At 42.2% G+C, this 22,231-nt stretch carries 16 protein-coding genes, 6 tRNA genes and 4 pseudogenes; 14 read left to right on the forward strand and 12 right to left on the reverse strand.

What is annotated here, in order from left to right; translation table 11 throughout:
* A pseudogene (locus BGI33_RS14210) lies at window positions 1-82 on the reverse strand (hypothetical protein); the annotation flags it as partial.
* A 250-nt stretch (window positions 83-332) separates the two neighbouring features.
* Window positions 333-555, reverse strand: a pseudogene (locus BGI33_RS06795) (transposase); the annotation flags it as partial.
* A 74-nt stretch (window positions 556-629) separates the two neighbouring features.
* Between BGI33_RS06795 and BGI33_RS06800 the strand changes: the two are divergent.
* From BGI33_RS06800 to BGI33_RS06810, 3 genes and pseudogenes are all read left to right on the forward strand, one after another.
* Window positions 630-1,835: pseudogene (locus BGI33_RS06800) on the forward strand (ATP-binding cassette domain-containing protein); the annotation flags it as partial.
* A gap of 33 nt (window positions 1,836-1,868) precedes the next feature.
* On the forward strand, window positions 1,869-3,296 hold the full coding sequence (locus tag BGI33_RS06805; protein ID WP_180297024.1) for an HlyD family type I secretion periplasmic adaptor subunit: 1,428 nt from the start codon (window positions 1,869-1,871) through the stop codon (window positions 3,294-3,296).
* Entirely contained in the window at window positions 3,296-4,618 is a 1,323-nt protein-coding gene (locus BGI33_RS06810) for a TolC family protein (RefSeq protein WP_100090519.1), read from the forward strand. The genes BGI33_RS06805 and BGI33_RS06810 overlap by 1 nt, the downstream gene beginning before the upstream one ends.
* 794 nt (window positions 4,619-5,412) lie before the next feature.
* Here the strand turns inward: BGI33_RS06810 and lptG are convergent.
* The gene (gene lptG / locus BGI33_RS06815) at window positions 5,413-6,501 is read right to left on the reverse strand and encodes an LPS export ABC transporter permease LptG (RefSeq protein WP_100090520.1); all 1,089 of its coding nucleotides are present in this window, start codon (window positions 6,499-6,501) and stop codon (window positions 5,413-5,415) included.
* The gene (lptF, locus tag BGI33_RS06820; protein ID WP_100090521.1) at window positions 6,501-7,610 is read right to left on the reverse strand and encodes an LPS export ABC transporter permease LptF; all 1,110 of its coding nucleotides are present in this window, start codon (window positions 7,608-7,610) and stop codon (window positions 6,501-6,503) included. The genes lptG and lptF overlap by 1 nt, the downstream gene beginning before the upstream one ends.
* A gap of 130 nt (window positions 7,611-7,740) precedes the next feature.
* On the opposite strand from lptF, the gene BGI33_RS06825 reads away from it, so the two are divergent.
* Both BGI33_RS06825 and BGI33_RS06830 read left to right on the forward strand, forming a co-directional pair.
* Window positions 7,741-9,150 (forward strand): leucyl aminopeptidase, encoded by a 1,410-nt coding sequence (locus tag BGI33_RS06825; RefSeq protein ID WP_100090522.1) that lies wholly within the window; start codon window positions 7,741-7,743, stop codon window positions 9,148-9,150.
* A 12-nt stretch (window positions 9,151-9,162) separates the two neighbouring features.
* Window positions 9,163-9,606 (forward strand): DNA polymerase III subunit chi, encoded by a 444-nt coding sequence (locus tag BGI33_RS06830; RefSeq protein ID WP_100090523.1) that lies wholly within the window; start codon window positions 9,163-9,165, stop codon window positions 9,604-9,606.
* A gap of 56 nt (window positions 9,607-9,662) precedes the next feature.
* On the opposite strand, the gene rfbD is transcribed toward BGI33_RS06830, so the two are convergent.
* From rfbD to BGI33_RS06855, 5 genes are all read right to left on the reverse strand, one after another.
* Window positions 9,663-10,523, reverse strand: coding sequence for a dTDP-4-dehydrorhamnose reductase (rfbD, locus tag BGI33_RS06835; protein WP_100090524.1), 861 nt, complete (start codon window positions 10,521-10,523; stop codon window positions 9,663-9,665).
* Between the two features lie 176 nt (window positions 10,524-10,699).
* Window positions 10,700-11,833: a bifunctional diaminohydroxyphosphoribosylaminopyrimidine deaminase/5-amino-6-(5-phosphoribosylamino)uracil reductase RibD gene (gene ribD / locus BGI33_RS06840; protein ID WP_100090525.1), complete on the reverse strand. Its 1,134-nt coding sequence runs from the start codon at window positions 11,831-11,833 to the stop codon at window positions 10,700-10,702.
* A gap of 2 nt (window positions 11,834-11,835) precedes the next feature.
* Complete coding sequence (locus BGI33_RS06845) at window positions 11,836-12,420, reverse strand: cytochrome C (RefSeq protein ID WP_144235384.1); 585 nt, start codon at window positions 12,418-12,420, stop codon at window positions 11,836-11,838.
* Between the two features lie 106 nt (window positions 12,421-12,526).
* Window positions 12,527-12,982 carry a transcriptional regulator NrdR gene (nrdR, locus tag BGI33_RS06850; RefSeq protein WP_100090527.1) on the reverse strand — a complete coding sequence of 152 codons (456 nt, stop codon included), beginning with the start codon at window positions 12,980-12,982 and terminating at the stop codon, window positions 12,527-12,529.
* Between the two features lie 559 nt (window positions 12,983-13,541).
* Window positions 13,542-14,030, reverse strand: a complete 489-nt coding sequence (locus BGI33_RS06855; protein WP_100090528.1) for a GNAT family N-acetyltransferase — start codon at window positions 14,028-14,030, stop codon at window positions 13,542-13,544.
* 152 nt (window positions 14,031-14,182) lie between these two features.
* Here BGI33_RS06855 and msrAB point away from each other — a divergent pair.
* The 9 genes and pseudogenes from msrAB to BGI33_RS06895 form a co-directional block, all read left to right on the forward strand.
* Window positions 14,183-15,169 (forward strand): annotated as a pseudogene (gene msrAB, locus BGI33_RS06860) (bifunctional peptide-methionine (S)-S-oxide reductase MsrA/peptide-methionine (R)-S-oxide reductase MsrB); the annotation flags it as partial.
* Between the two features lie 234 nt (window positions 15,170-15,403).
* Window positions 15,404-15,976 carry a CDP-diacylglycerol--glycerol-3-phosphate 3-phosphatidyltransferase gene (pgsA, locus tag BGI33_RS06865; protein WP_100090530.1) on the forward strand — a complete coding sequence of 191 codons (573 nt, stop codon included), beginning with the start codon at window positions 15,404-15,406 and terminating at the stop codon, window positions 15,974-15,976.
* Window positions 15,977-16,083: 107 nt separating this feature from the next.
* Window positions 16,084-16,159, forward strand: a tRNA-Gly gene (locus BGI33_RS06870).
* Between the two features lie 30 nt (window positions 16,160-16,189).
* A tRNA-Gly gene (locus BGI33_RS06875) sits at window positions 16,190-16,265 on the forward strand.
* Window positions 16,266-16,296: 31 nt separating this feature from the next.
* Window positions 16,297-16,372 (forward strand) — tRNA-Gly (locus tag BGI33_RS06880).
* Window positions 16,373-16,417: 45 nt separating this feature from the next.
* Window positions 16,418-16,491, forward strand: a tRNA-Cys gene (locus tag BGI33_RS06885).
* Window positions 16,492-16,513: 22 nt separating this feature from the next.
* A tRNA-Cys gene (locus BGI33_RS13110) sits at window positions 16,514-16,588 on the forward strand.
* Between the two features lie 45 nt (window positions 16,589-16,633).
* A tRNA-Leu gene (locus tag BGI33_RS06890) sits at window positions 16,634-16,724 on the forward strand.
* A gap of 519 nt (window positions 16,725-17,243) precedes the next feature.
* Window positions 17,244-17,759, forward strand: coding sequence for an OB-fold protein (locus BGI33_RS06895; RefSeq protein ID WP_100090531.1), 516 nt, complete (start codon window positions 17,244-17,246; stop codon window positions 17,757-17,759).
* Window positions 17,760-18,160: 401 nt separating this feature from the next.
* Here the strand turns inward: BGI33_RS06895 and BGI33_RS06900 are convergent, their stop codons facing one another.
* The 3 genes from BGI33_RS06900 to BGI33_RS06910 all read right to left on the reverse strand — a co-directional run bounded on the left by BGI33_RS06900 (window position 18,161) and on the right by BGI33_RS06910 (window position 22,042).
* Window positions 18,161-19,324: an FAD-dependent oxidoreductase gene (locus tag BGI33_RS06900; RefSeq protein WP_100090532.1), complete on the reverse strand. Its 1,164-nt coding sequence runs from the start codon at window positions 19,322-19,324 to the stop codon at window positions 18,161-18,163.
* 27 nt (window positions 19,325-19,351) lie between these two features.
* Window positions 19,352-20,542, reverse strand: coding sequence for an FAD-dependent monooxygenase (locus tag BGI33_RS06905; protein ID WP_100090533.1), 1,191 nt, complete (start codon window positions 20,540-20,542; stop codon window positions 19,352-19,354).
* A 312-nt stretch (window positions 20,543-20,854) separates the two neighbouring features.
* Window positions 20,855-22,042, reverse strand: coding sequence for an MFS transporter (locus BGI33_RS06910; protein WP_100090534.1), 1,188 nt, complete (start codon window positions 22,040-22,042; stop codon window positions 20,855-20,857).
* Window positions 22,043-22,231: the final 189 nt, after the last annotated feature.

The following is a 22,231-nucleotide window of genomic DNA, read 5'->3' on the forward strand; positions in this document are numbered from 1 at the left end:
ATTTTTTACGCTTTACCCTGAGATTAAGCTTTAATTCACAATACACCCGATACACCCGTTTATGATTCCATTTATAGCCGAGCTTTCTGATACGATTAAAACACTTGGGAAAGCCCCAGCGTAAATGCCTGTCAGTGATAGCACTGAGTACTGACACAATCACCGAGTCATCCGGTAATTTAGGTTGATAATAGTAAGCACAGCGGCTTAAGCCAACAATTGCGCAGCTCATAGCAATAGTAACAGGATGACTTTCTTGTAATTGCACAGCCCAAGCTTTACGTGCCTTGGTAGGCACTATAGCTTTTTTATGATTTCCTCCTGAAGCTGAGATTTTAAACTGAGCTCGGCAAACATTTGCTTAAGTTTACGGTTTTCAGCTTCCAGCTCCTTTAAACGTTTGATATCGGAGGTTTCCATACCACCGTATTTTTGCCGCCATTTATAAAAAGTCGAGTTGCCGATGCCATATTTACGGCAAAGTTCTTTAACAGGAATACCGGCTTCAGCTTCTTTTAAAATAGATACGATTTGATGTTCAGTCATTTTTTTCATGATTAAATCCTCTGTGGGTTAATAAAGAGAATTTTCTACTTCAGAGCTGTACTATTTTAAGGGATAGTTACATCTGGTCTGCAACTATCAGCCCTATTTTACGCTCGCGGCTGAATGATAAATTTGCCAGAAATGCTGATAATCAGTCATTTTTGGTTGAATCAGTAACAGCAATCGGTACGATTAAGGCTATGGCGGTTGAACCTCAAATGACCAGACGCTGGGATCAACAATTGGCTGCTTATGTTAGCTCTGGTTTCCGCGTTACCCGCCTTGCTACTATTGGCCAACAGGGTGTGCAGCTGATTCAGAAACTGGTGACAGTTGTTACTTTATGGCTGGGTGCTCATCTGGTGATTAAAGGTGAGCTGACAGTGGGTCAGTTAATTGCATTTAATATGCTTGCAGGTCAAGTTGCGGCACCTGTTATCCGTTTGGCACAGCTGTGGCAGGATTTCCAGCAGGTGGGTATTTCTGTTTCCCGCCTTGGCGATATTTTAAATACCCCGACAGAAAATCCTACTTCACGCGTGGCATTGCCGAATATCAAAGGCCAGATTGAATTTGAAAAAATCTCTTTCCGCTATCGTCCGGATGGTGCAGAAATTCTGCGTGACTTAAATTTGCAGATTAAGCCAGGTGAAATTCTGGGTATTGTCGGACGTTCCGGTTCTGGCAAATCTACCTTAACCAAACTGGTGCAGCGCTTATACACGCCAGAGCGTGGACGAGTATTGGTAGATGGTAATGATCTGGCGCTGGCTGATCCGGCATGGTTGCGCCGTCAGGTGGGTGTAGTACTTCAGGAAAATGTACTGCTTAATCAGAGTATCCGCGCCAATATAGCACTTGCCGACCCGGGGATGCCTCTGGAAAAAATAATGTATGCTGCCAAAATGGCTGGTGCCCATGATTTTATTATGGAACTGCCAGAAGGCTATGACACTATAGTTGGTGAACAGGGTGCAGGGCTGTCTGGCGGCCAAAAGCAGCGTGTTGCCATTGCTCGGGCTTTGGTAGGAAATCCGCGGATTCTGATTTTGGATGAAGCAACTAGTGCGCTGGATTATGAATCCGAACGAGCCATTATGCAAAATATGCAGGCTATTTGCAAAGGCCGCACAGTTTTGATTATTGCCCATCGCCTTTCTACTGTTCGTATGGCCAATCGCATTATTGCCATGGATAAAGGCAGTATAGTAGAAGAAGGAACTCATCAGGAGTTGCTCGCTAAGCCGCACGGTTACTATCGCTACTTATATCAGCTCCAGAATAGCTAAATTGAAACCAGAATAAGAAAATAGATTATGGGTATTCGCTTTCAAGCTTTTAAAGAGTTCCTGCACCGCTATACTACGGTGTGGAAAAATGTTTGGTCTGTCCGTTTTCAGCTCGACCCGCCTAAACGCGATGAAGACGAGCGTGCTTTTTTACCGGCACATCTGGAATTAACGGAAACACCTCTTTCCGCTGCCCCCAAATGGACTGCACGCCTGATTATATTGTTTGCTGTTATTGCGCTTTTATGGGCATTAATTGGCAAGCTGGATATTGTTGCTGTTGCTATGGGTAAAACCACTCCCGGTGGGCGCAGTAAGATAATCCAACCACTGGAAACTTCAGTAGTCGACAAAATTGCAGTCAAAAATGGCGACCACGTAAGGAGTGGCCAGATACTGGTTCAGTTAAGTGGTATCGGTTCCGATAGTGACTATGCGCAATCGGAAAAATCCCTACAGGCCGCCCGTTTAAATAAATTGCGTCTGGAAGCAGTTATCCGTGCAGTGGACACGCATCAACCTCCTCAACTGGATCGGGAATTGGCTGCACAATGGCATCTTAATCCTGAGCAGATTATAGAAGCACAATCGCTGGCATTACATCAGTTTCAAACATGGTTTACTCAGGATGCCCAGTTACAGACAGTGTTGCGCGAACATCAGGCACAGCTTCAGGGAACTCAATCGCAGGTGAGCAAACTTGAACAAACCACGGCTATTGAGCAGAGCCGTACAGCAGATTACAAAGATTTGCTGGCGCAGAACTTTGTTTCCAAACACGCTTATTATGAACAGCAAAGCAAGTATATTCAGAATAAAAATGATTTAGCCAGCCAGCGCAGCCAGCTTCGGCAGATTCAGGAAAGTATACGTGAAGCCGAGCAGAATCGTCAGTTACAAACTAATACGCTCAAACGCGATACGCTTGATCAGCTGCGACAGGCAAATGAGCAAATCCAGCAACTTACTGAAGCGACAGACAAAGCATTGCAGCGCAAACAGTTAATGACGTTAAAGTCGCCAGTTGATGGTACGGTACAACAGCTTGCCACCCATACTGTGGGCGGAGTGGTCACGGCGGCTCAACAGATTATGGTAATCGTACCTGATCAGGATCAGATGGAAATTGAGGCATTGGTGCCAAATAAAGACATTGGTTTTATTAAGGCTGGCCAAGATGCTGTTATCAAAGTTGAGTCTTTCCCTTATACCCGTTATGGCTATTTAACCGGTAAAGTAAAACATGTCAGCTTTGATGCGATTGAAGATGAAAAATTGGGACTGGTTTTTGCTGCGACCATTGTTATGGACAGAAATTATCTAATGGTAGATGGTAAAAAGGTTAATTTAACAGCGGGTATGAATGTAACCGCTGAGATTAAAACCGGTAAGCGTCGCGTTATCACTTATTTGTTAAGCCCGCTACAAACTAAAGTTGATGAAAGTATGCGAGAACGTTGATGCAAAAATATATTCGTATTGGTACTTGGCAAGCTGTTTCTATTCTTATTGGCTGCGGTATTATCTCTACAACTGCACAGGCATTCGATTTGTTTGATGCCTGGCAGGCTGCAATAAGTTATTCAGCAGAATATGCAGCAGCTCAAAATGAGCGGGATGCTCATAAAGAGCAATTGGTACAAACACGAGCAGCGTTACTGCCACAGGTAAATACTAATTATATCTATCAGAAACAGCCCTCCTCCCTGTCCAGTACTACCCAGACACACGGCTGGAATGTACAGGCAAGTCAGGCGTTGTTTGATAAAGCCAAATGGGCACAATACCAGCAAGGTAAAATTACCGCTAACATGGCCGACTGGCAGCTGGAAAATGTGAAAGAAGATCTGCTGCTTAAAGTAGCCAATGCTTATTTTCAGGTATTGCTGATTGAAGACAAGCTGGTTTCAATTGAAAAAGAAAAAGAAGCCTATGCAATGCAGATCAGGCAAGCACTAGCCTTATTTAATAAGGGCGCAGCTACTATTGTAGATACCAATGAGGCACAAGCAGGCTATGAAGCTGCCCGGGCAAAAAAAGTCAGTGCGATGACAGATCTGCTGGTAGCACAAAATAATCTGGCTAATATTACAGGACTGGATCCGAAGAAAATTAAGCGTTTAAAAAATACTGATTTTGGCGATTTACTTGGTAAATCAAGTAAAGCAGACTGGATAAATCTGGCGCAAAAAAATAATCCTGAATGGCAGCAGCAAAAGCTGGCATTGGAAAATGCCAAGCAAGCTTATATTGCTGCTAAAGCAGAGAACTGGCCAAAACTAACGCTTAATGGCGGCTATCAGGACAACCATCAGATTCAGCAGTTTTATGGTATGAATCATGGCACTCGCAGTAAAGGCGGTATCGTAACAGTTCAGCTTTCAGCCTCCTTATTCAGTGGTGGCTTGATTCACAGCAAAATTAAAGAAGCAGCAGCCAGAGAACAGCAAAATAAATTTTTATTAATAGCTACTGAACGTAAAATTGAACTGAATATTACTCAGGCGTATCAAACCACATTAGGTAATCTGTATCAGATTCAGGCGCAGCAACAGTTATTAAAAGCCAATACAGTAAAATTACAAGCTACTCAATTAGGCCGTAAAGTAGGTGTACGCAGTAATCTGGACGAATTACAGGCATTACAGGCCAAAGCCGATGCCGAACAGAAATTGGCAGAAGCACAATATGGCTATATCACTACTTATATTCAGCTATTACAAAATGCTGGCATTTTGACTGAAGCAGATGAACAGAAAAAATTGCATAAATTACTTTATTAGGCATTTACGTTTATATTGGCTGTGTATATCCATTTGAAAGTATTACTGAAATAATTATGCATGGCATTATCTGTTCCGCGTTTGCCTGTTAGTAAGCTAGAGAGTGCTTTATTTAATTCAATTTATAATCTATCTAATGTGTTATCTGACCTCTACGGCAGCAAACAAATATAAACAACGGTAAATCAATTAACTTTATTAATATGATAAAAATTTGTACTCAAACACTAATAACAATATTTGTATTAACGCATTAATATTGCCTGAAATACGCACCTGCTCTTTAAAAATATTCATATGCCTTTTTATATATACTCTATCCAAATTGCAAATTTGCTGTATACCTCTATATGAAATAATTTAAAGATAATATTTGATGGAGAATAATTTAATTAACTGAATCTTAATCCATCTACGATAAAGTTTAATGCCGGGAACCTAGTTGCTGATTATTTATATAGCCGTTTAATTGATAGGTTAAATCATTGCAGGCAGTAATTTTTTTCAATAACAAATCAAGCAAAAGCTTCAAATTGGCTAGTACCATTATCAATTTTGATGTTTTTACAAAATGATGTGTATGAACCTGATTAGCCGATTCAGAAATAGCATCAAGGTGATATCAAATTGTTTTATCAATCTAAGCAACACTTTTATATGTGATGCAAATTCGCTAAAGCAAGTCTTTTTACCGTCTACCGTTTGTTGATATTCTATTGAAAAGTATTTAGGAATTAATTCATCTATATCTAAATTTGAAGTTAATAAAATCACTTAGAGCATGTAGCAGGATATTACCGCTTTTCTTGCCGTCTAATCAGGTATACAGCCAGACATAAAAATAACAATGTAGGCAGAAATGCGGCAATCAGGGTTGGTACCCCATATAACTGACTGGTAAATCCAAACAACCGCCCTGAAAAATGGAATAACAGTCCTAAACAGATTCCATAAAAAAGTTTCAAGCCCATATTTCCGCCACGGTTCTGCTGTGGTGTAAAAGCCAGTGCTACCAGTGCCATAACGATACAGGCCAATGGATAGGCAATTTTACGCCACCATGCCAGTTCGTAGCGGGTAGTCTGTTGGTGATTATTTTTCAAATGCTTGATATAAGTCGACAGTGCCAGAATAGACATCTGTTCAGGCGCTACCAGCAATATATTAAGCAACTGATGATTGATGGACATGTGCCAATCCAGATTTCCCAGATGATTTACTGTTATCTGATGCTCTTGCAGAACAGACTGGTCTACCTGATGCAAATGCCACTTCGATTTTTTACCCTGCTGGGCATGAGAATCAACCTTGGCACTGGATGCATGCAAAGTTTCTGTTAAATGGAACTGTTCATCATGGCGATATATGCTGATGTTTTTTAAGCTGCCGTCAGGTAACATTTCAGCGACATTCACAATATCATGCCCCTGCTTCAACCAGATACCACTATCTCCGGCACTAATGCTGTTCTGACGGGCATGCAACTGATACTGTTCTGCATAAGGGCCGGTTTTAGGTACAACATATTCACCCAGTAACGCAGCAATAATGGCAAACAGCAAGCCAAACTGCAACATCATGCCAATAATGCTGGCCAAGCTGATACCAGAAGTTCTGATTACGGTAAATTCACTGTCGCTGGCCATCTGATTCAGACATACCAGTGCACCTACCAGCACAGCCAGAGGCATAAGCTCATAAGCATGTGTGGGAATCAGTAATAAAACGTAATACAGCATTTTATTGGCAGTATAACGCCCATCACCAACGTGGCTGATTTCACCCATAATGTCAAAGAAGCTGTATAAGCTTACCAGTGCCAGCAATGCATACAAAGTGCAAATGGACAGTTGGCTAATTACATAGCGATTAAGCAAACGCATCAGGAGCGGCCTCCGAGTAATGATGTAAATGCTGTTTTAAATGGCGCAGATGGACGATTGCGCCAACTCAATAAGAATAAAAACACCAGAAACATCAAAAGATGCATAGGCAATATGCCAAGCCAAAGCGGAATACGACCATTTTCCACCAAATCCCGTAAAAAGGTTAGTCCATTCTGGTAAATTAAAAATACACCAATCGCAATCAGGATATTGTAAGTATGACCGGTACGCGGATTAAAATACGATAGTGGCAAGGCCAGCAAAGCCAGTACGATTACGCTGATCGGTAATGATAAACGCCACATCAGTTCTGCCTTGTAAATGGCTTTATCGCTGGCAAATAGTGCAGCAGTGGGAATGGTGTGCCGGTTTTGTTTTGGATCGATAACCATTGTATTGACGCTGATGACCAGAGTCATTTTGTCAAATGAAGCCCTTTGATAGTCTGCCTGTCCAGGCTGGCCATAGTAGCGGAAACCATCTTCCAGAGTCAGAATACGTTTTTCTCCATCCTGTTTGAACTCGCCACGTTTGGCAAAAATCGTACTGTCTTTGCCATTTTTTTCCTTTTCCCGTACAAACAGATTGCTGGCACGGCCGCTGTCAGGGTCAAATGATTCAATAAAATAAACCCGTGGGTGGCTTTTGCCTATTTCGCGGAATACCCCCGGCTCCAGTAATGACATTTCCTGTTTCTGTTTCAGCAATTCTGCAAATTCACGGCTACGCCACTCTGCCCATGGCTGAATCAGCATCGAGACTACTGCTACCAGAACTGCAAACGGAAGAGCAAATTTCATTAAGGGATAAATCCAGTTTCTTAATGATAAGCCACTGGACAGCCAGATAACCATTTCGCTATCACGCCAGTAACGGGTAAGTACCGTAATAATGCTGATATAGGCAGTTAAAATCAGTAATACAGGTGTCAGGCCAATTGTCCAGAACCCAATTAATGCGGTTACTGCATCAATAGCTACGCGGCCGCTGGCAGCCCTGCCCAGCAGGTTAATTGCTTGCGTAGCCACCAGTACTATCAGCAAAATCACGAAAATGCCAACGGCAGCCCATGATAATTCTTTAATAAATTGGCGTTGATAAATCATAAAATAATAAACACATGTGCAACTGCCGGTATTTTAGTGACAGCCTGCGTTACAATAGGGGGATCCAAAATCAGCTAACGCATGATTCGTCCAGAATATATACAACGCCCTTATAATGGGAGAGGAAAAGATGGAATTTAGCATAAAAACCGAACAATTGCAGCCGCAAAACAATAGTTCTTTACTTATTGTCTGTACTGCAAACAGTAAACACAACAATCCTGTAGCTGGTACTTTATTGTCGCAATTACAGCAGCAACAGAAAGATTTTATTGCCACACATACAGTTGAACTGAACCATGTACAGGCTTTGGCTGTAGTATGCATAGAAAAAGAAGACTATGCCAGCCTGCAAAAGTTGGCTGCTACGGCTGCCAGCTGGGCCAAAGAGCAAACCCGGATTAATGTAGATTTGAGTTTATTGTCTGAAGTCTTGGCACAACAATGGGTACAGGCATTTACGATTGCGGTGGGCGAAGCTGTTTATCACTTTGATGCGTTTAAAAAAGATTCCAAACCAACATCACTTGAATATATTAATTACCACACTGTTCACGCAGTAAATGAATACCTGAGCAAAGGTGAAGCTGTTGTTTATGGTATGAATATCTGTAAAGATCTGGGTAATGCACCTGGTAATTTATGCACCCCGGCCTATCTGGCCTCTTCTGCTGCCAAAATTGCTACTGATGTGGGTGCCAGTGCACGAATTATGGCCGCAGCCGATATTCAGGAAATGGGTATGAATGCTTTACTGGCAGTGGCACAGGGCAGTTCCGCCGGTGCCTATCTTATTGAACTGCAATATCACGGCGCGCCGAATACTGAAGATAAACCGGTGGTTCTGGTAGGCAAAGGTATCACTTTTGATTCCGGCGGTATTTCCCTTAAACCGGGTGCTGCGATGGATGAAATGAAATTTGATATGTGTGGTGCTGCTGCTGTTATTGGTACTTTTGCAGCTGCTGCCAAGCTTAAACTGCCACTGAATCTGGTAGCCGTCGTTCCTGCCTGTGAAAATATGCCTTCCGGTAATGCAGTCAAACCGGGTGATATTATTAAAGCCATGAATGGCTTGAATATTGAGGTTTTGAATACCGATGCAGAAGGCAGGCTGATTTTGTGTGATGCTCTTACCTATGCTGAACGTTTCCAGCCCAAAGCAGTAATCGATGTGGCCACATTAACTGGTGCCTGTATCATTGCACTGGGGCATGTTGCGCAAGGCGTACTGGGCAACAATCAGTCAGTTATCGATCAGATATTACAGGCAGCTGCCAGTATTAATGATAAAGCCTGGCAATTGCCTTTATTCGACGAATACAAAGAACAGCTAAAATCCAATTTTGCTGATTTGCAGAATATAGGCGGACGTGCTGCCGGAACGATTACTGCTGCGGCATTTTTGTCCTGTTTTACCGAAGCCTATCCATGGGCACATCTGGATATTGCTGGTACAGCCTGGCATTCAGGCAACAATAAAGGTGCTACAGGCCGCCCTGTTCCGCTGCTGCTTGAATATCTGATTCAGCAATCCTGAATTTGAGACGATATGGCCACTACTACTTTTTATACTCATATCACTGATCCAGTCTCTTTTACTTGCCGGCTGACTCAAAAAGTATATAAAAGTGGAGCAAGCGTTCTGATCTGGTTAGAAGATGAAAGCAGTATGAGTCGGTTTGATCAAGCTCTGTGGTCGTTTCAGGCCACTAGTTTCATCCCACATGAAATCTGGTCACCGCAACAACCACAGCTGATTGCCGGGCAATTGGTATTACTGGCTCATGGCACAGATTTACCAACAATACAGAAAGATTGGGTGGTTATTAATCTGGCGGATGTTTATTGGTGTGATGCTCCGCAGATACCAGAGCGAGTATTGGAGCTGGTAAGTACTGATCTGGATGAAATAGCTGCTGCACGACAGCGTTTTCGTACGTATCGGGATGCTGGCTTTATTATTGAGCACCATGATATGCGTACACAAAAGTAATGCTATCAGGCATTAAAAAGCGGGTTATCGAGTAACCCGCTTTTTTGTACATACTTTTAATCCAGTAGCTTAGCAACAATGTGCGCTAAAGGTGTATCGACTACTGGCTCCGGAAGCAGATTTTGCAAAGTACGGCTATCCAGAATACCAAACTCTGGTCGTCTGGCTGCTGACTGATAATCAGCAGTGCCAATCCGCTCAACTTTGACCTGTTTGTAACGCTCATCAATTTCAGCAGCTTCAGCAAAAATACGCTGGGCAAAATCTGCCCAACTCATTTGCTGGCTACCAGCAAAATGCATTAATCCGCGCGCAGGATTCGTTAATGCAGCAAGGCGGATAATGGCTTCAGCCAAATCTCCTGCATAGGTGGGACAGCCAATCTGATCGTCTACCACGCGAATAGTCGATGTTTCTAATCCTTTTTGCAACATGATTTTGACAAAATTGTGTCCATGTTCACTGTATACCCATGAAGTACGAATAACAGCGGTATCTACGTGTGCGTTTAAAGCCAGTAACTCTCCTGCCAGCTTACTGTGTCCGTATACATTCAGTGGATTGGGTGCCATATTTTCTGTCAGAATCACATGATGATGGCCATCAAATACCTGCTCAGTAGACAGATGAATCAGGCGTGCGCCAATTGCCCGGGCAGCCTGAGCCAGATTCAATGTTCCTGTTGCATTCACTGCAAAAGCCTTGGCTATATCGGTTTCTGCGGCATCAACTTTGGTGTAACCTGCTGCATTTATAATCACATCCGGTTCAAAAGTTTTCACCATATTGAGCACATTATGTGCGTCAGTAATATTCAGTGTCTGCGAGTCACTGGCAATCAATTCCCAACTTTCCGGCAATCTGTCTCTTAAGCAACTACCTACCTGACCTTTTGAACCCGTTAATAAAATACGCATGGCGAAGCCTTTGTTTTAAAATACCAATAGAATATCAACAATGATGCTAAAAATATGATGTTACATAAATGAAGCACTCAAGCAATGAGGCTTATTGTTACACAACGATAGTTTATTTTCAGCACTGTTTTTATATAAAGTAGAGATTGTTTGAATAAACAGCCCAGTTACAAACCTTATCCCACCGCTCCTGTTAACCACTCCGTACTTTGTTGATGACGTAATGACCAGCGACAATCCTGATCCAAAACCTCTACCGTCACTGTCTGCCATTCAGAATCGATTAAAGCCTGTGGATTTTCCGCTAACTCAATAGCATTGCGTGCTGCTGCTCCGAGAATTTTCGGAGCCTGATAATAAATTATTTCATCTACGGCATCAGCAGCAAGTAAAGCAGAATTCAGGATGGAGCCCGCTTCAACCAGTATCAGACCAATATCGCGTTGAGCCAAAGCAGGCCATAATTTTTGCAAATCAATCTGGCCATGCTGATTGGTTGGCACTGTAAGAATGGAAACATGTGGATAAGGGTCAAAAACAGCTTTTTTAACACTGTCGCTAACCGTGGTAACAATCAAGGTAGGACTATTCACATCATGAATCACCTGATAAGCTGGAGTGATACGCAGCTTACTATCCAGAATGATACGTAGTGGCTGTCGCAATGCAGAAAAACGCCGCACATTTAACTGTGGATTATCTGCCAGTATAGTATTGATACCCGTTAATACTGCACAGCTTTCAGCACGTAATGTCTGCACGTCATTACGTGCAGCTTCACCGGTTATCCATTGGCTCAAACCATTACTCAATGCTGTCTTGCTGTCGAGACTCGCAGCGATTTTCAGCCTGATATAAGGTCTGTGTCTTTCCAGCCTGGATAAGAAACCCAGATTCAGTTCACGTGCCTGCCGTGTATACAAACCACAGTCAACCTGTATACCAGCCTGTTGCAATATGCTTAATCCATTACCTTTGACCAATGGATTAGGATCACTCATGGCCACAACCACGCGCTTGATATGAGCATCAATCAGAGCCTGAGCACACGGGCCTGTGCGGCCGGTATGGCTGCAAGGCTCCAAAGTGACATAGGCAGTAGCATCCTGTGCCAATTGCCCAGCCTGCCGTAATGCATGCACTTCGGCATGTGCTTGCCCTGCCCGCACGTGGAATCCCTCACCGACAATTTGCTCACCACGTGTAATCACGCAGCCTACACGCGGATTTGGGCTGGTAGAAAACCGCCCTTGCCAGGCTAGCTCAAGGGCGGTTTGCATGAATTTTTTATCAAGCTCAGAAAAGCTCATTTTTAACTGTTCTGTACATTAATGGTTTTCAACGTAGCAGCAAGCGCAGCATCACTGGCACTCTCACTGCTGGCACAAACTGAATAAAGATTATTATTTCCAACAAGAGCAACACAACTTTCATTTAGTAAAGTGCCATTTTGCTGATGACTGAAACGGTAGTTCATCCGATTTTCGGTAGCAATACCTACCTTAGTGTTGCTGATGTCTGCATTGTTTTTCAGGCTATCAGCCAAATTTTTGAAATATTCATCTGCCTTGATTTTTATCGCACCCAAATTGTTAACTGCCAAGGTAATATTACTGCCATCATCATGCTGCAACAAAGTAAGGTTATTTACCTGTGCCTGATCTATCCAGTCCTGTGCGCTATCCATTACATCAACAAAACCTCCATCTACCACAATACTGAGCTTGCCATCCTTACTGGTTAGCGTCTGGGTAGATGTAGCGGCAGCAGCGGATACATCACTGCTTGCGACCTGAGTATCACTGGCATCCATCGTCACAGAAGTGTCTTTTTGCGTACACGCAGTTAAACCTAGCAAAGCGATTAGTCCAAACAACCATAAACGAGATTTCAACATGATATATTCAAGCTTTCATGACAAGGCACAATGGTTACAAAGTATAACAAGAATTAGCAGCTAATGCAGCGAACAGGTCCAAAATAGCCTGACAGAATAAATACCTTTAATCTACCTTTTGTAATGCTGCAATCAGTTGCGTAAACTCCGAAACATCGTGAAAGCTCTTATACACAGACGCAAAGCGCACATAAGCAACCTCATCCAGTTTAGCCAGTAAATTAAGAACCATATCCCCAATCATATGACTGGGAACTTCTTTGACCCCCATGTGGTAAAGATTAGTCTCGATTTCGGCTACAGCATTTTCAATACTTTCCCGATCCATTGGCCGCTTATGCAATGCCCTGCTAATACTGGTATAAAGCTTGGCCGGATCAAAAAGCACCTTTTCCCCAGCACGCTTGATAATCAGCGGCATTCGCATTTCCACCACTTCCAGCGTACTAAACCGACTGTCACAGGCAAAACAACGGCGACGACGACGAATACTGTTATTACATTCGCTCAAACGCGTATCAATCACCTGTGTATTATGATGCTGGCAAAAGGGACATTTCATACAAATGCAAATTAATATTGATTGAATTAAATAGCTATTGTGGCAGGCACTACTACGGCTGGCAAGCTCATTTATTTTTATAACAAAACAATATAAACAATTATTGCTGACTTATCCACCTGTGCACATAATCCAGCGCAAAACTTTAGGTAAAATATGGGGATAACTACAATATATTACTGATTTTTATCATGTATTTTTTATTGATTAAAAAATAGGCAATCCACAACAAATGAATAATATTTCAAGTGGCACATAGCTGTCACATGAATGGCAATACAAACAAAAATCAAAAATTAATTAATAAAATCAATCAATAAAATTAAAGAATAATCCCGGACGCTAATAAATTCACCACAACCGATTAATTCAGCCGGATTAAAAGTTCTGATTTATTAATTATTTATATGTGGATTAATAAAGATACGCATTCCGAGAATTGGCACAGTTTACTGAACAAACATGCAGAATAATGATACCGAATCAAAAATCCGCAAAACCCACCGTTCACACCATTGGTGATATTTCAGATACCAGTCTAGACCCTTGTAATAAATATCTACTCAGTTAAATATTTACGCATCAGTAAACAGTTAACCGTAACCTTATTATTGAGAGGTAAGGCACATTCACCAAGCGAAGTATAGCCATTGATCTCATAAAATTTAACCGAATTCAGCGACGCATACAGTTTCAGCATACCCAAACCAGCACGACTGGCAACACTTTCAGCACGCTGCAAAAGTGCTGTTCCCAACCCCTGATTATGCACAAACGGGTGGATATATAAAGCATCCAGTTGAGCATCAACCAAATCCATCTGAAAGAAACCCTGAATATGACCCTTATAATCAACAACCCACAAAGCTTTATTTACATCTGCCATCGTATGCAAATAACTCTCAATATTCAATAATGACAACCACGCTTTTAACACCGTTTCATCATATTTGCGCGCGCAGGTATATTGCACCGCATAGCGATGAGCATTATAAATATCTTCACAGTCCTCCGGCCGCGCCGGACGCAAATAAGTAATAATACTCATATAATCTTCAACCAATGCAGCAATACATGAATTAACCAAAATCGAGTACAGATTTTATATCACTCATACATAATTAAGCAAAACAACATCTTTCATTCAATACAGGCTAGTGCTAGCATATACGGATACATCACATAAGGATATAATATAACATTATGAATATAAAAACCATTTATCTTGCCGGTGGGTGTTTTTGGGGCATGGAAGGCTATTTTAAACGTTTAAATGGCGTGCTGGCCACCCAGGCCGGCTATGCCAACGGCCATACCGATAATCCAAGTTATGAAGAAGTATGTAAACAAAACACCGGTCACGCTGAAACTATAAAAGTCGAATACGATGCAGATGTTTTGCCTTTAACCGACATACTGCGCCATTTTTTCCGTATCGTAGACCCCACTAGTCTGAATCGTCAGGCACATGATATTGGCACCCAATACCGCAGCGGTATTTACTATACTGATACTGCTGACAGAGATGTGATTCAGGCAGCAATCAAAGCCGAACAAGGCCGTTATCAAGCACCAATCGTAGTAGAAAATCTGCCCCTGCAGCAATTTTTTCCGGCTGAAGAATATCATCAGGATTATCTGGACAAAAATCCCCAAGGCTATTGCCATATTGACCTGCAAAAAGCCCGTGAGCCCTTGCCGGAGCTTCCCAAAACTGCAACTTCCACTCAAACTTATGATGCCAAAACTTTTCATAAGCCGGATGCTGCAACTTTACAGCAGCAGCTAGGAGAAGAAGCTTATCAAATCACACAGAACGCAGGCACCGAGCGCCCATATAGCCATCCGTACGATGAACTGTTTGTTCCTGGTATTTATGTCGATATTGTCAGCGGCGAACCACTTTTCAGCTCGCGGGACAAATTTAATTCCGGCTGTGGCTGGCCGGCATTCAGCCAGCCGATACAGTCGGAAGTAGTTAGCGAACATCAGGATAACAGTCTTGGCATGCAGCGAACTGAAGTACGCAGCCATCAGGCAGACTCACATTTGGGACATGTATTCACGGATGGCCCGCAGGAGCGTGGCGGTTTACGTTATTGCATCAACGGAGCCAGCCTGCGGTTTATCCCTTATGATGAAATGGATGCGGCAGGTTATGCGGCATACAAGGATATGGTTAAATAATCCAGTCTTTAATTTCGGGCAGTATGTTAGATACCGCCCGAGATTAAAGCTCAGCCAAAATACCTGAATTGCAATAAGTCACAAATAACGACCGGATATATAGGTAAAAATTAAATCTACACTAAAATTCAGCCCCTGATGCAGACGTCAGTTAGTGATAAAAAATCACCTTAAAGCTTTCAAACAGGTATCATGTAAACCAACCAAATCATAACCTGTCAGGAACACCCCGTTATGCCCTGGAATTTTCCGATATTGCTCACATGGTTGCGTATCCTCATCATTCCTATATTTACCTTATTATTTTACTTGCCTGCAAACTGGATTAGCGATCGCCAGATTATTAACTGGCTGGCAGCCAGCTTTTTTGCCGCAGCCGCAATAACTGACTGGTTTGATGGCTATCTGGCACGCCGTTGGGGACAGACATCCAATTTTGGCGCTTTTCTCGATCCGGTTGCCGACAAACTAATGGTAGCTGTAGCACTGATATTACTGGTAGCCACCGGCCGCACTTATGCCATATTTGCTATGATTATTATTGGTCGTGAAATCACTATTTCCGCTTTGCGGGAATGGATGGCTCAGCTAGGTAAACGCAACAGTGTTGCCGTGGCTAAACTGGGCAAATTCAAAACCGCAGCACAGATGGGTGCTATTTTTCTTTTATTACTGACATCACCCCCACTGGCTGAACCCAATCTGCTGTGGAAACTGGGAAATATTCTTATGCTTATTGCCTGTATTCTGACTATCTGGTCAATGCTTTATTATTTGAAGATGGCTACCAAAGAATTTAAATCCTAAAAAATCATAGTGAAAGCAAAAAACACCTCATTAAACTAGCCAAGAGCCTTGACACAAATTTTTTCATCGATATAATGTTGCTTCTTCATTCAGCACGAATGAGAAACGCGGGAATAGCTCAGTTGGTAGAGCGCAACCTTGCCAAGGTTGAGGTCGCGAGTTCGAGACTCGTTTCCCGCTCCAAAAACATGCTCACATGTATAAAGTGAATCTGCGGGAATAGCTCAGTTGGTAGAGCGCAACCTTGCCAAGGTTGAGGTCGCGAGTTCGAGACTCGTTTCCCGCTCCACAAAACATGCTCACATGTATAAAGTGAATCTGCGGGAATAGCTCAGTTGGTAGAGCGCAACCTTGCCAAGGTTGAGGTCGCGAGTTCGAGACTCGTTTCCCGCTCCAGATTTTGATTTAGTAGTTGCTCTACCCGATTGAGTAAATATTTAAGGCGGGATGGCAGAGTGGTCATGCAGCGGACTGCAAATCCGTGTACGCCGGTTCGATTCCGACTCCCGCCTCCAGATACTAGTAAATAGCCTTTATGGCGGGGTGGCAGAGTGACTATGCCACAGTGTGCAAAGCTGTGTAGGCCGGTTTAAATCCGTGCCCCCGCCTCCAACATAAATTTAATGCACAGTGTGTATTAATATTGATTACTGCCCTGCCCGGGTGGTGAAATTGGTAGACACAACGGACTTAAAATCCGTCGGCTCTTAAAACGGCCGTGCCGGTTCGATTCCGGCCCCGGGCACCATAAAAACAGAAAAAGACCGCTTGAGCTGGTCTTTTTTATTTTATCTTCACTAGTCTTCTAAATATTTATTTATTAATCCAGCTTGTGCGCCTATAAGGATTTCTATTACTGCGCAAAACGCTTCTGAACAAAATTCTGCCTATTTCGTCATATCATACTAGACTGTGAATAACTACTATCACTGCGACAATCAGCTCTAGTGTTAACGCCAAACTACCCATATCAAACTGACTCAGTCTGAAAAATTACCACGATTAAACGATACAAATCAGAAAATATATTTAACTAATCGAATCACTCATTAGCAATAAATCCAGAATGAAATATTATTTTATAATCTCATACAAGTAGATAGGTTAATTTATATACATTTATACTATAGAAAACTCTAAAATAACTGTTCAATACATTTACTAATATAATATAATTAATGATAATATATTTTAATATTACGAAATATATATTAATTATATTTAAATTAACAAATAGAATATTTAATTTTGTACAGGAGTATCTGACTTGAAAAACGCTGTAAAATGGATTGTAATTATTGTTGTTATTTTAATTATATTAGGCATTGTATTTGGTAAGAACGATACTAAACCAGAAATAAATCAGCGTTCTTCTGCTCCGGCAACATCAGCTCCAGCAGCTTCAAATGTAACAGCCCCTGCAACAACTACTGGTAATCATACCGATGTAACAGAAAATGAAGAAGCATTAATTAAAGTTACGTCAAATGAGTTACTGAAAGCCTATAAAGCAAATGAAGTGGCCGCAAATAAAAAATTTAAAGATAAAAAATTATCTATCAGTGGCACTATTAACAGTATTGAAGCCGGATTGGGAGATGAACCATATGTAGTACTTAAAGCTGGCGATGAATTTGAAATAGATATGCCTCAGGCGAAATTGGCCACTAGCGAAGCCGACAAAGCAGCCGACCTGAAAAAAGGTCAAAAAATCAATATGATTTGTACAGGTGCTAGCGAATTTGCTGGTACACCAATGCTGAGTGATTGTATTATTCAATAAGCTAAGTTAATCTGATTGGCCTTTAATTCAAATATATCCTCTCACTTTTATGATTATTAATAACCATAGAAGTGAGAGGATATTTCATTTTCAGCACTCAAAGATTTTCAATATTATGGATGTAAGTACTCTTACATCTTCAAGCGCGAACTTTTAAATAGAAGCTTTGATCACATAATTTATAAAAGCAAGAAGTAAAAACTAAAATATAACTCGGCGTAATAAGTAAATTAACCTTACTGACTGGGAAAGTACTACTAAATTTAATGCCTGACTTATAATTAACAAACGCATGCTCAGAATAACATTAACGTTTCTAAATTATTGAATAATAGATTACAATTAACTTCCAAAACGTTAGTATGAAAGTTTAGGGAGAATATAATATTTGGGTAATATCGTTATAAACCCATAGCCTGACGAATCAGCCTGTTCTTAATCATCCCCGAACAATCAACCAAATTCAGTCCCTGATTACGTAGCCAGCCTATGCCGGGTAAATCATCATTGGCAAACAACCTGAACAGTCCATCACATCCCTGTTGCATCATACGTACTGCCAGCAATCTGGAACGCTGATACTGCTTGAGCAATGACCAGCTACCTATATCACTGGATTGTGCCAGAAGATTACTAAGGCACTGCACATCGGCAAAACCCAGATTAACACCCTGTCCAGCTAGCGGATGAACAGTGTGCGCGGCATCGCCAATCAAAGCAACACGTTGACTGATAACTGTCTTTGGCTGACGTTTTATCAGATCAAATGTGAATACTGGTGTAGTCAGCGTTAGCTCGCCCAGTGTGTAATGGCCAGCCTGAGCAACCTGCCGTGCAAAATCTTCCCCAGCCAGCATAGTCAGCTTTTCTGCATTAGAAGTTGACCAGACAATAGAAATCTGTTGTTGTGGTAAAGGCAGATAAGCGAGAATATCGCCATCACGGAACCATTGATAGGCACAACAATGATGAGGCTTTGCCGTGCTGAAATTGGCCACTACCCCCTGCTGCTGGTAAGGAAAAGCGCCTACTTCGATGCCAACCTGTTCACGCAGCCATGAATTAGCACCATCCGCACCTACCAGTAACTGACTACGATAAGACTTGCCATTTTCAAGTGTTATCTGTGCCGACCAGACATCGGTTTTAACTGACTGTGGCCGGCTTTCTGCTATCGTTACGCCATTTTCTGCCAGTGCCAGCCATATTTTTGCCAGCAGATAACGGTTTTCCAACATATAATTTAAACAGGATACATTTACACTGGTGGTATCAAAGCTGATATGCCCATGATCATCACCATACACTTGTATACGGTTTACTGCCTGTACCCGCTCTTCTGGCCAGACACCTAATTTATTTAAAAACTGCTGGTTAGTTGGACTGACAGCATAAATACGAGCATCCCAAGCCTGAGACAGGCTGCTTAAATTGATTTGGGGCGGCTTTTTTTCCAGCAACAACACTTTTTTACCCTGCTGGAGCAAGGCCAGAGCCAGAGTGGCGCCAACTAGCCCGCCCCCCAGAATAATGACATCAAAATCATACTGCTGCTTACTACTCATATTACTATCCATATTGATAAAACAGTGTCATTTAACCAGATAACTGGAATGCTGGTTCAGGCCGAAAACCAGCTGTCTGGTAAACTGGTGTCTTAATGCAGGTATTGCGCCCAGAATGCCCATAGCAAGACTTTGCCCATATTTCAGCCCGCTATGGGCATGATCAAAGAGCTGTACCAGAATGTGGGTAAAACCAACAACTGCACGAGCATCATATGCACGTGCCTGCGCATACTTTCTGGCTAAAGCAGTATTATCCAGCTCAGCCGAACCAGCATTACCCAATATCTCACTGAGCGTTTCCGCATCGCGTACCCCTAGATTCAATCCCTGAGCTGCAACCGGATGCATGGTTTGAGCTGCATTGCCGATACAGATTACCCGTTGACTGTACACCTGATTAAGCTGACGCAATTTCAGCGGAAAAGTCACCGGCATACCCATCTGACACAATTGACCAAGCCGGTTTCCCATTACAGCCTGTAATTGTTGATTAAACGCATGCACATCCTGCTGCTGGCGCTGTTGTGCTTCCTCGGGAGTACAAGTCCATACCAAACGAAAATCATTACCATAAGGCAGTAATGCGAAAGGGCCATTTCGGGTAAAACGTTCATAGGCAATAGCCTGATTACCCGATTCAAATTTCAGAGTATTTACCAGTGCCTGCTGTCGGTAGTCATGGCTACGCACCCGAATATCCGGCAAGCTGGCCGCCAGATTACCGCCCTCAGCCAGAATCAACCATTGCGCCGTCAGAATATGCTGTTGTTGCTGGTATATACATTGTACTGAAGCCCAATGCGCGGTACTTTGTACTTGCTCTACAGTAGTCTGCCATTGCACAGGTACATGATATTTTTGCAATGCCTTTTCACAGGCATGTAATAGCCGAGCATAATCAATTGTGGCACCAAGATACGGCAAATTAATATCCTGCGCTGTCAGCAATACACGGCCAAAATGTTGTTGGCGCGATACATGCACCTGCTGAATAAAAGTAAAGGTTTCATCAGGCAGATCCACACCAGCCCGCCGGAAAGCCTGAATACTGTGATACGACAAAGCCAGTGTGCGCTGGTCAGTTAAGTGGCTGTTAGCAGCACGCGCTTCCAGCAGTAATACATGCTTCCCCTGCTGCTGTAACATCAGAGCGGCGAGCATACCAACGGGACCAGCACCGATAATAATAAACGGATAATGTGACAATGGCTGCATGATTCACCCCCTTACAAACAGATAAGCTGATTCTAACGTAATTCATCAGTAGAGCAACGGAAATCTGTTTAAAAGCAATAAAGCACTAAGCAACCAGAAGAATATATAAAGCTAACCTAAATAGATAGCTCGCTCACTATCCACAGCCAGACGAAGAGCATAACAATGCTATTGAGTAGCATAGAGATTAGTTTGGGTAACTCGGTGTGGTTACGCCAACTAAGCCATATTAGACTTCAAACAATATAAACTAATTCTGCAAACTGTCAAAATAAAACACCACTTTGCAATGGTGTTTTATGGTATTTCAGTTCATCCTTTTTTGCGCATTAACATCCCGCCAATCAATATAGCCAACAATTGTGCGCTAATCAGGGTAACTGCGGTCATAAACCAGCCACCGCTCTCAAAAGCATGGCCACAAAGCAGAGAACCTGCAAAACCACCAGCATAATAACACATGTAATACAGGCCAGAAGCCAGTGAACGCCCTTCAGTAACATTGGCAGATATATAAGTGATGGTGGAGGATTGCGTAATGAAAATACCACTACTCATAATAGCAAGTGCCAATACAATCAACCATAACGGATGCAACAAGGTTAATAATACCCCGATAATAGACAAACTCATTGCAATTAAAACCGTGAGATTAGTACCAAATTTTATGATTAAACGTGCCGATAGTGGTGTAATAACCATTCCGATTAAATACACAGTAAATATATTGGCTAATTGCGAGCTGGAAAGATTATAGGGCGGCTGGTCAAGATAGAGATTGATGTAGGTAAAACAGCCAACCAGAGAAAACAGTACACAAAATCCCAGTGCACTGGCAGCCAGAACATAGCGGTTATGTAAATGGTGCCAGAGAGTAATCAGTGCTGTTGATACTTGCGGTTTGGCTTCAAATTTTTGCGATGCCGGCAGATTACGCCAAACCAAGATAGCTCCAACTACGCTGATAACACCCATTACCATAAATGCATGCCGCCAGCCCATAAATTCGGTCAGGTATCCCATCAAAAACCGGCCAAGAAAACCACCCAGTACCGTACCGGAAACATAAAAACTCATCAGCCTGATGCGCGCATTACCGGAAAACTCCTCGCCTATATAAGCCAGCAGAACCACAGTTATGCCAGGAACAGCCAGCCCCTGTGCAAAGCGCAACCACCATAATAGACTGATACTGTGAACAAAAGATAACTCAAGAGTAGGAATAGCAATAAAAACAATTGAACCTACAATAAAAACTTTTCGTCCGAATGCATCCGATATCATACCTAAAAACGGAGACATAAATGCCACAGCCAGAATGGTGGCTCCTACTGTAGAACCAATCGCAGCGGCACTTGCCTGAAATTCCTGCATCAATACAGGCAAAATAGACTGAACAGAATAAACCTGAACAAAAGCCAGAGCACCGGTCACCAGTACGGTGATAATTAAGGCCAGATTCAGTCTGGTTTTAACAGAAACTATAGAGGAGTTGGACATAATCAACTAAAACCATTCATTATCATTCTTCAATTACCTGATGTGATTTAAATAATTGAGGATCTGATATTATCAATCATATTTTTTTACATGAGTTAATTTTTGTGTAGCACTGATTATACCCCTTATCGGCGTTGTTGCTTTTCTGGTTTGCGACAATTAAAAAACCAAATAATTTAATCTTTTTAT

The organism is Snodgrassella alvi (assembly GCF_002777425.1).
GTDB classification, from domain to species: domain Bacteria; phylum Pseudomonadota; class Gammaproteobacteria; order Burkholderiales; family Neisseriaceae; genus Snodgrassella; species Snodgrassella alvi_B.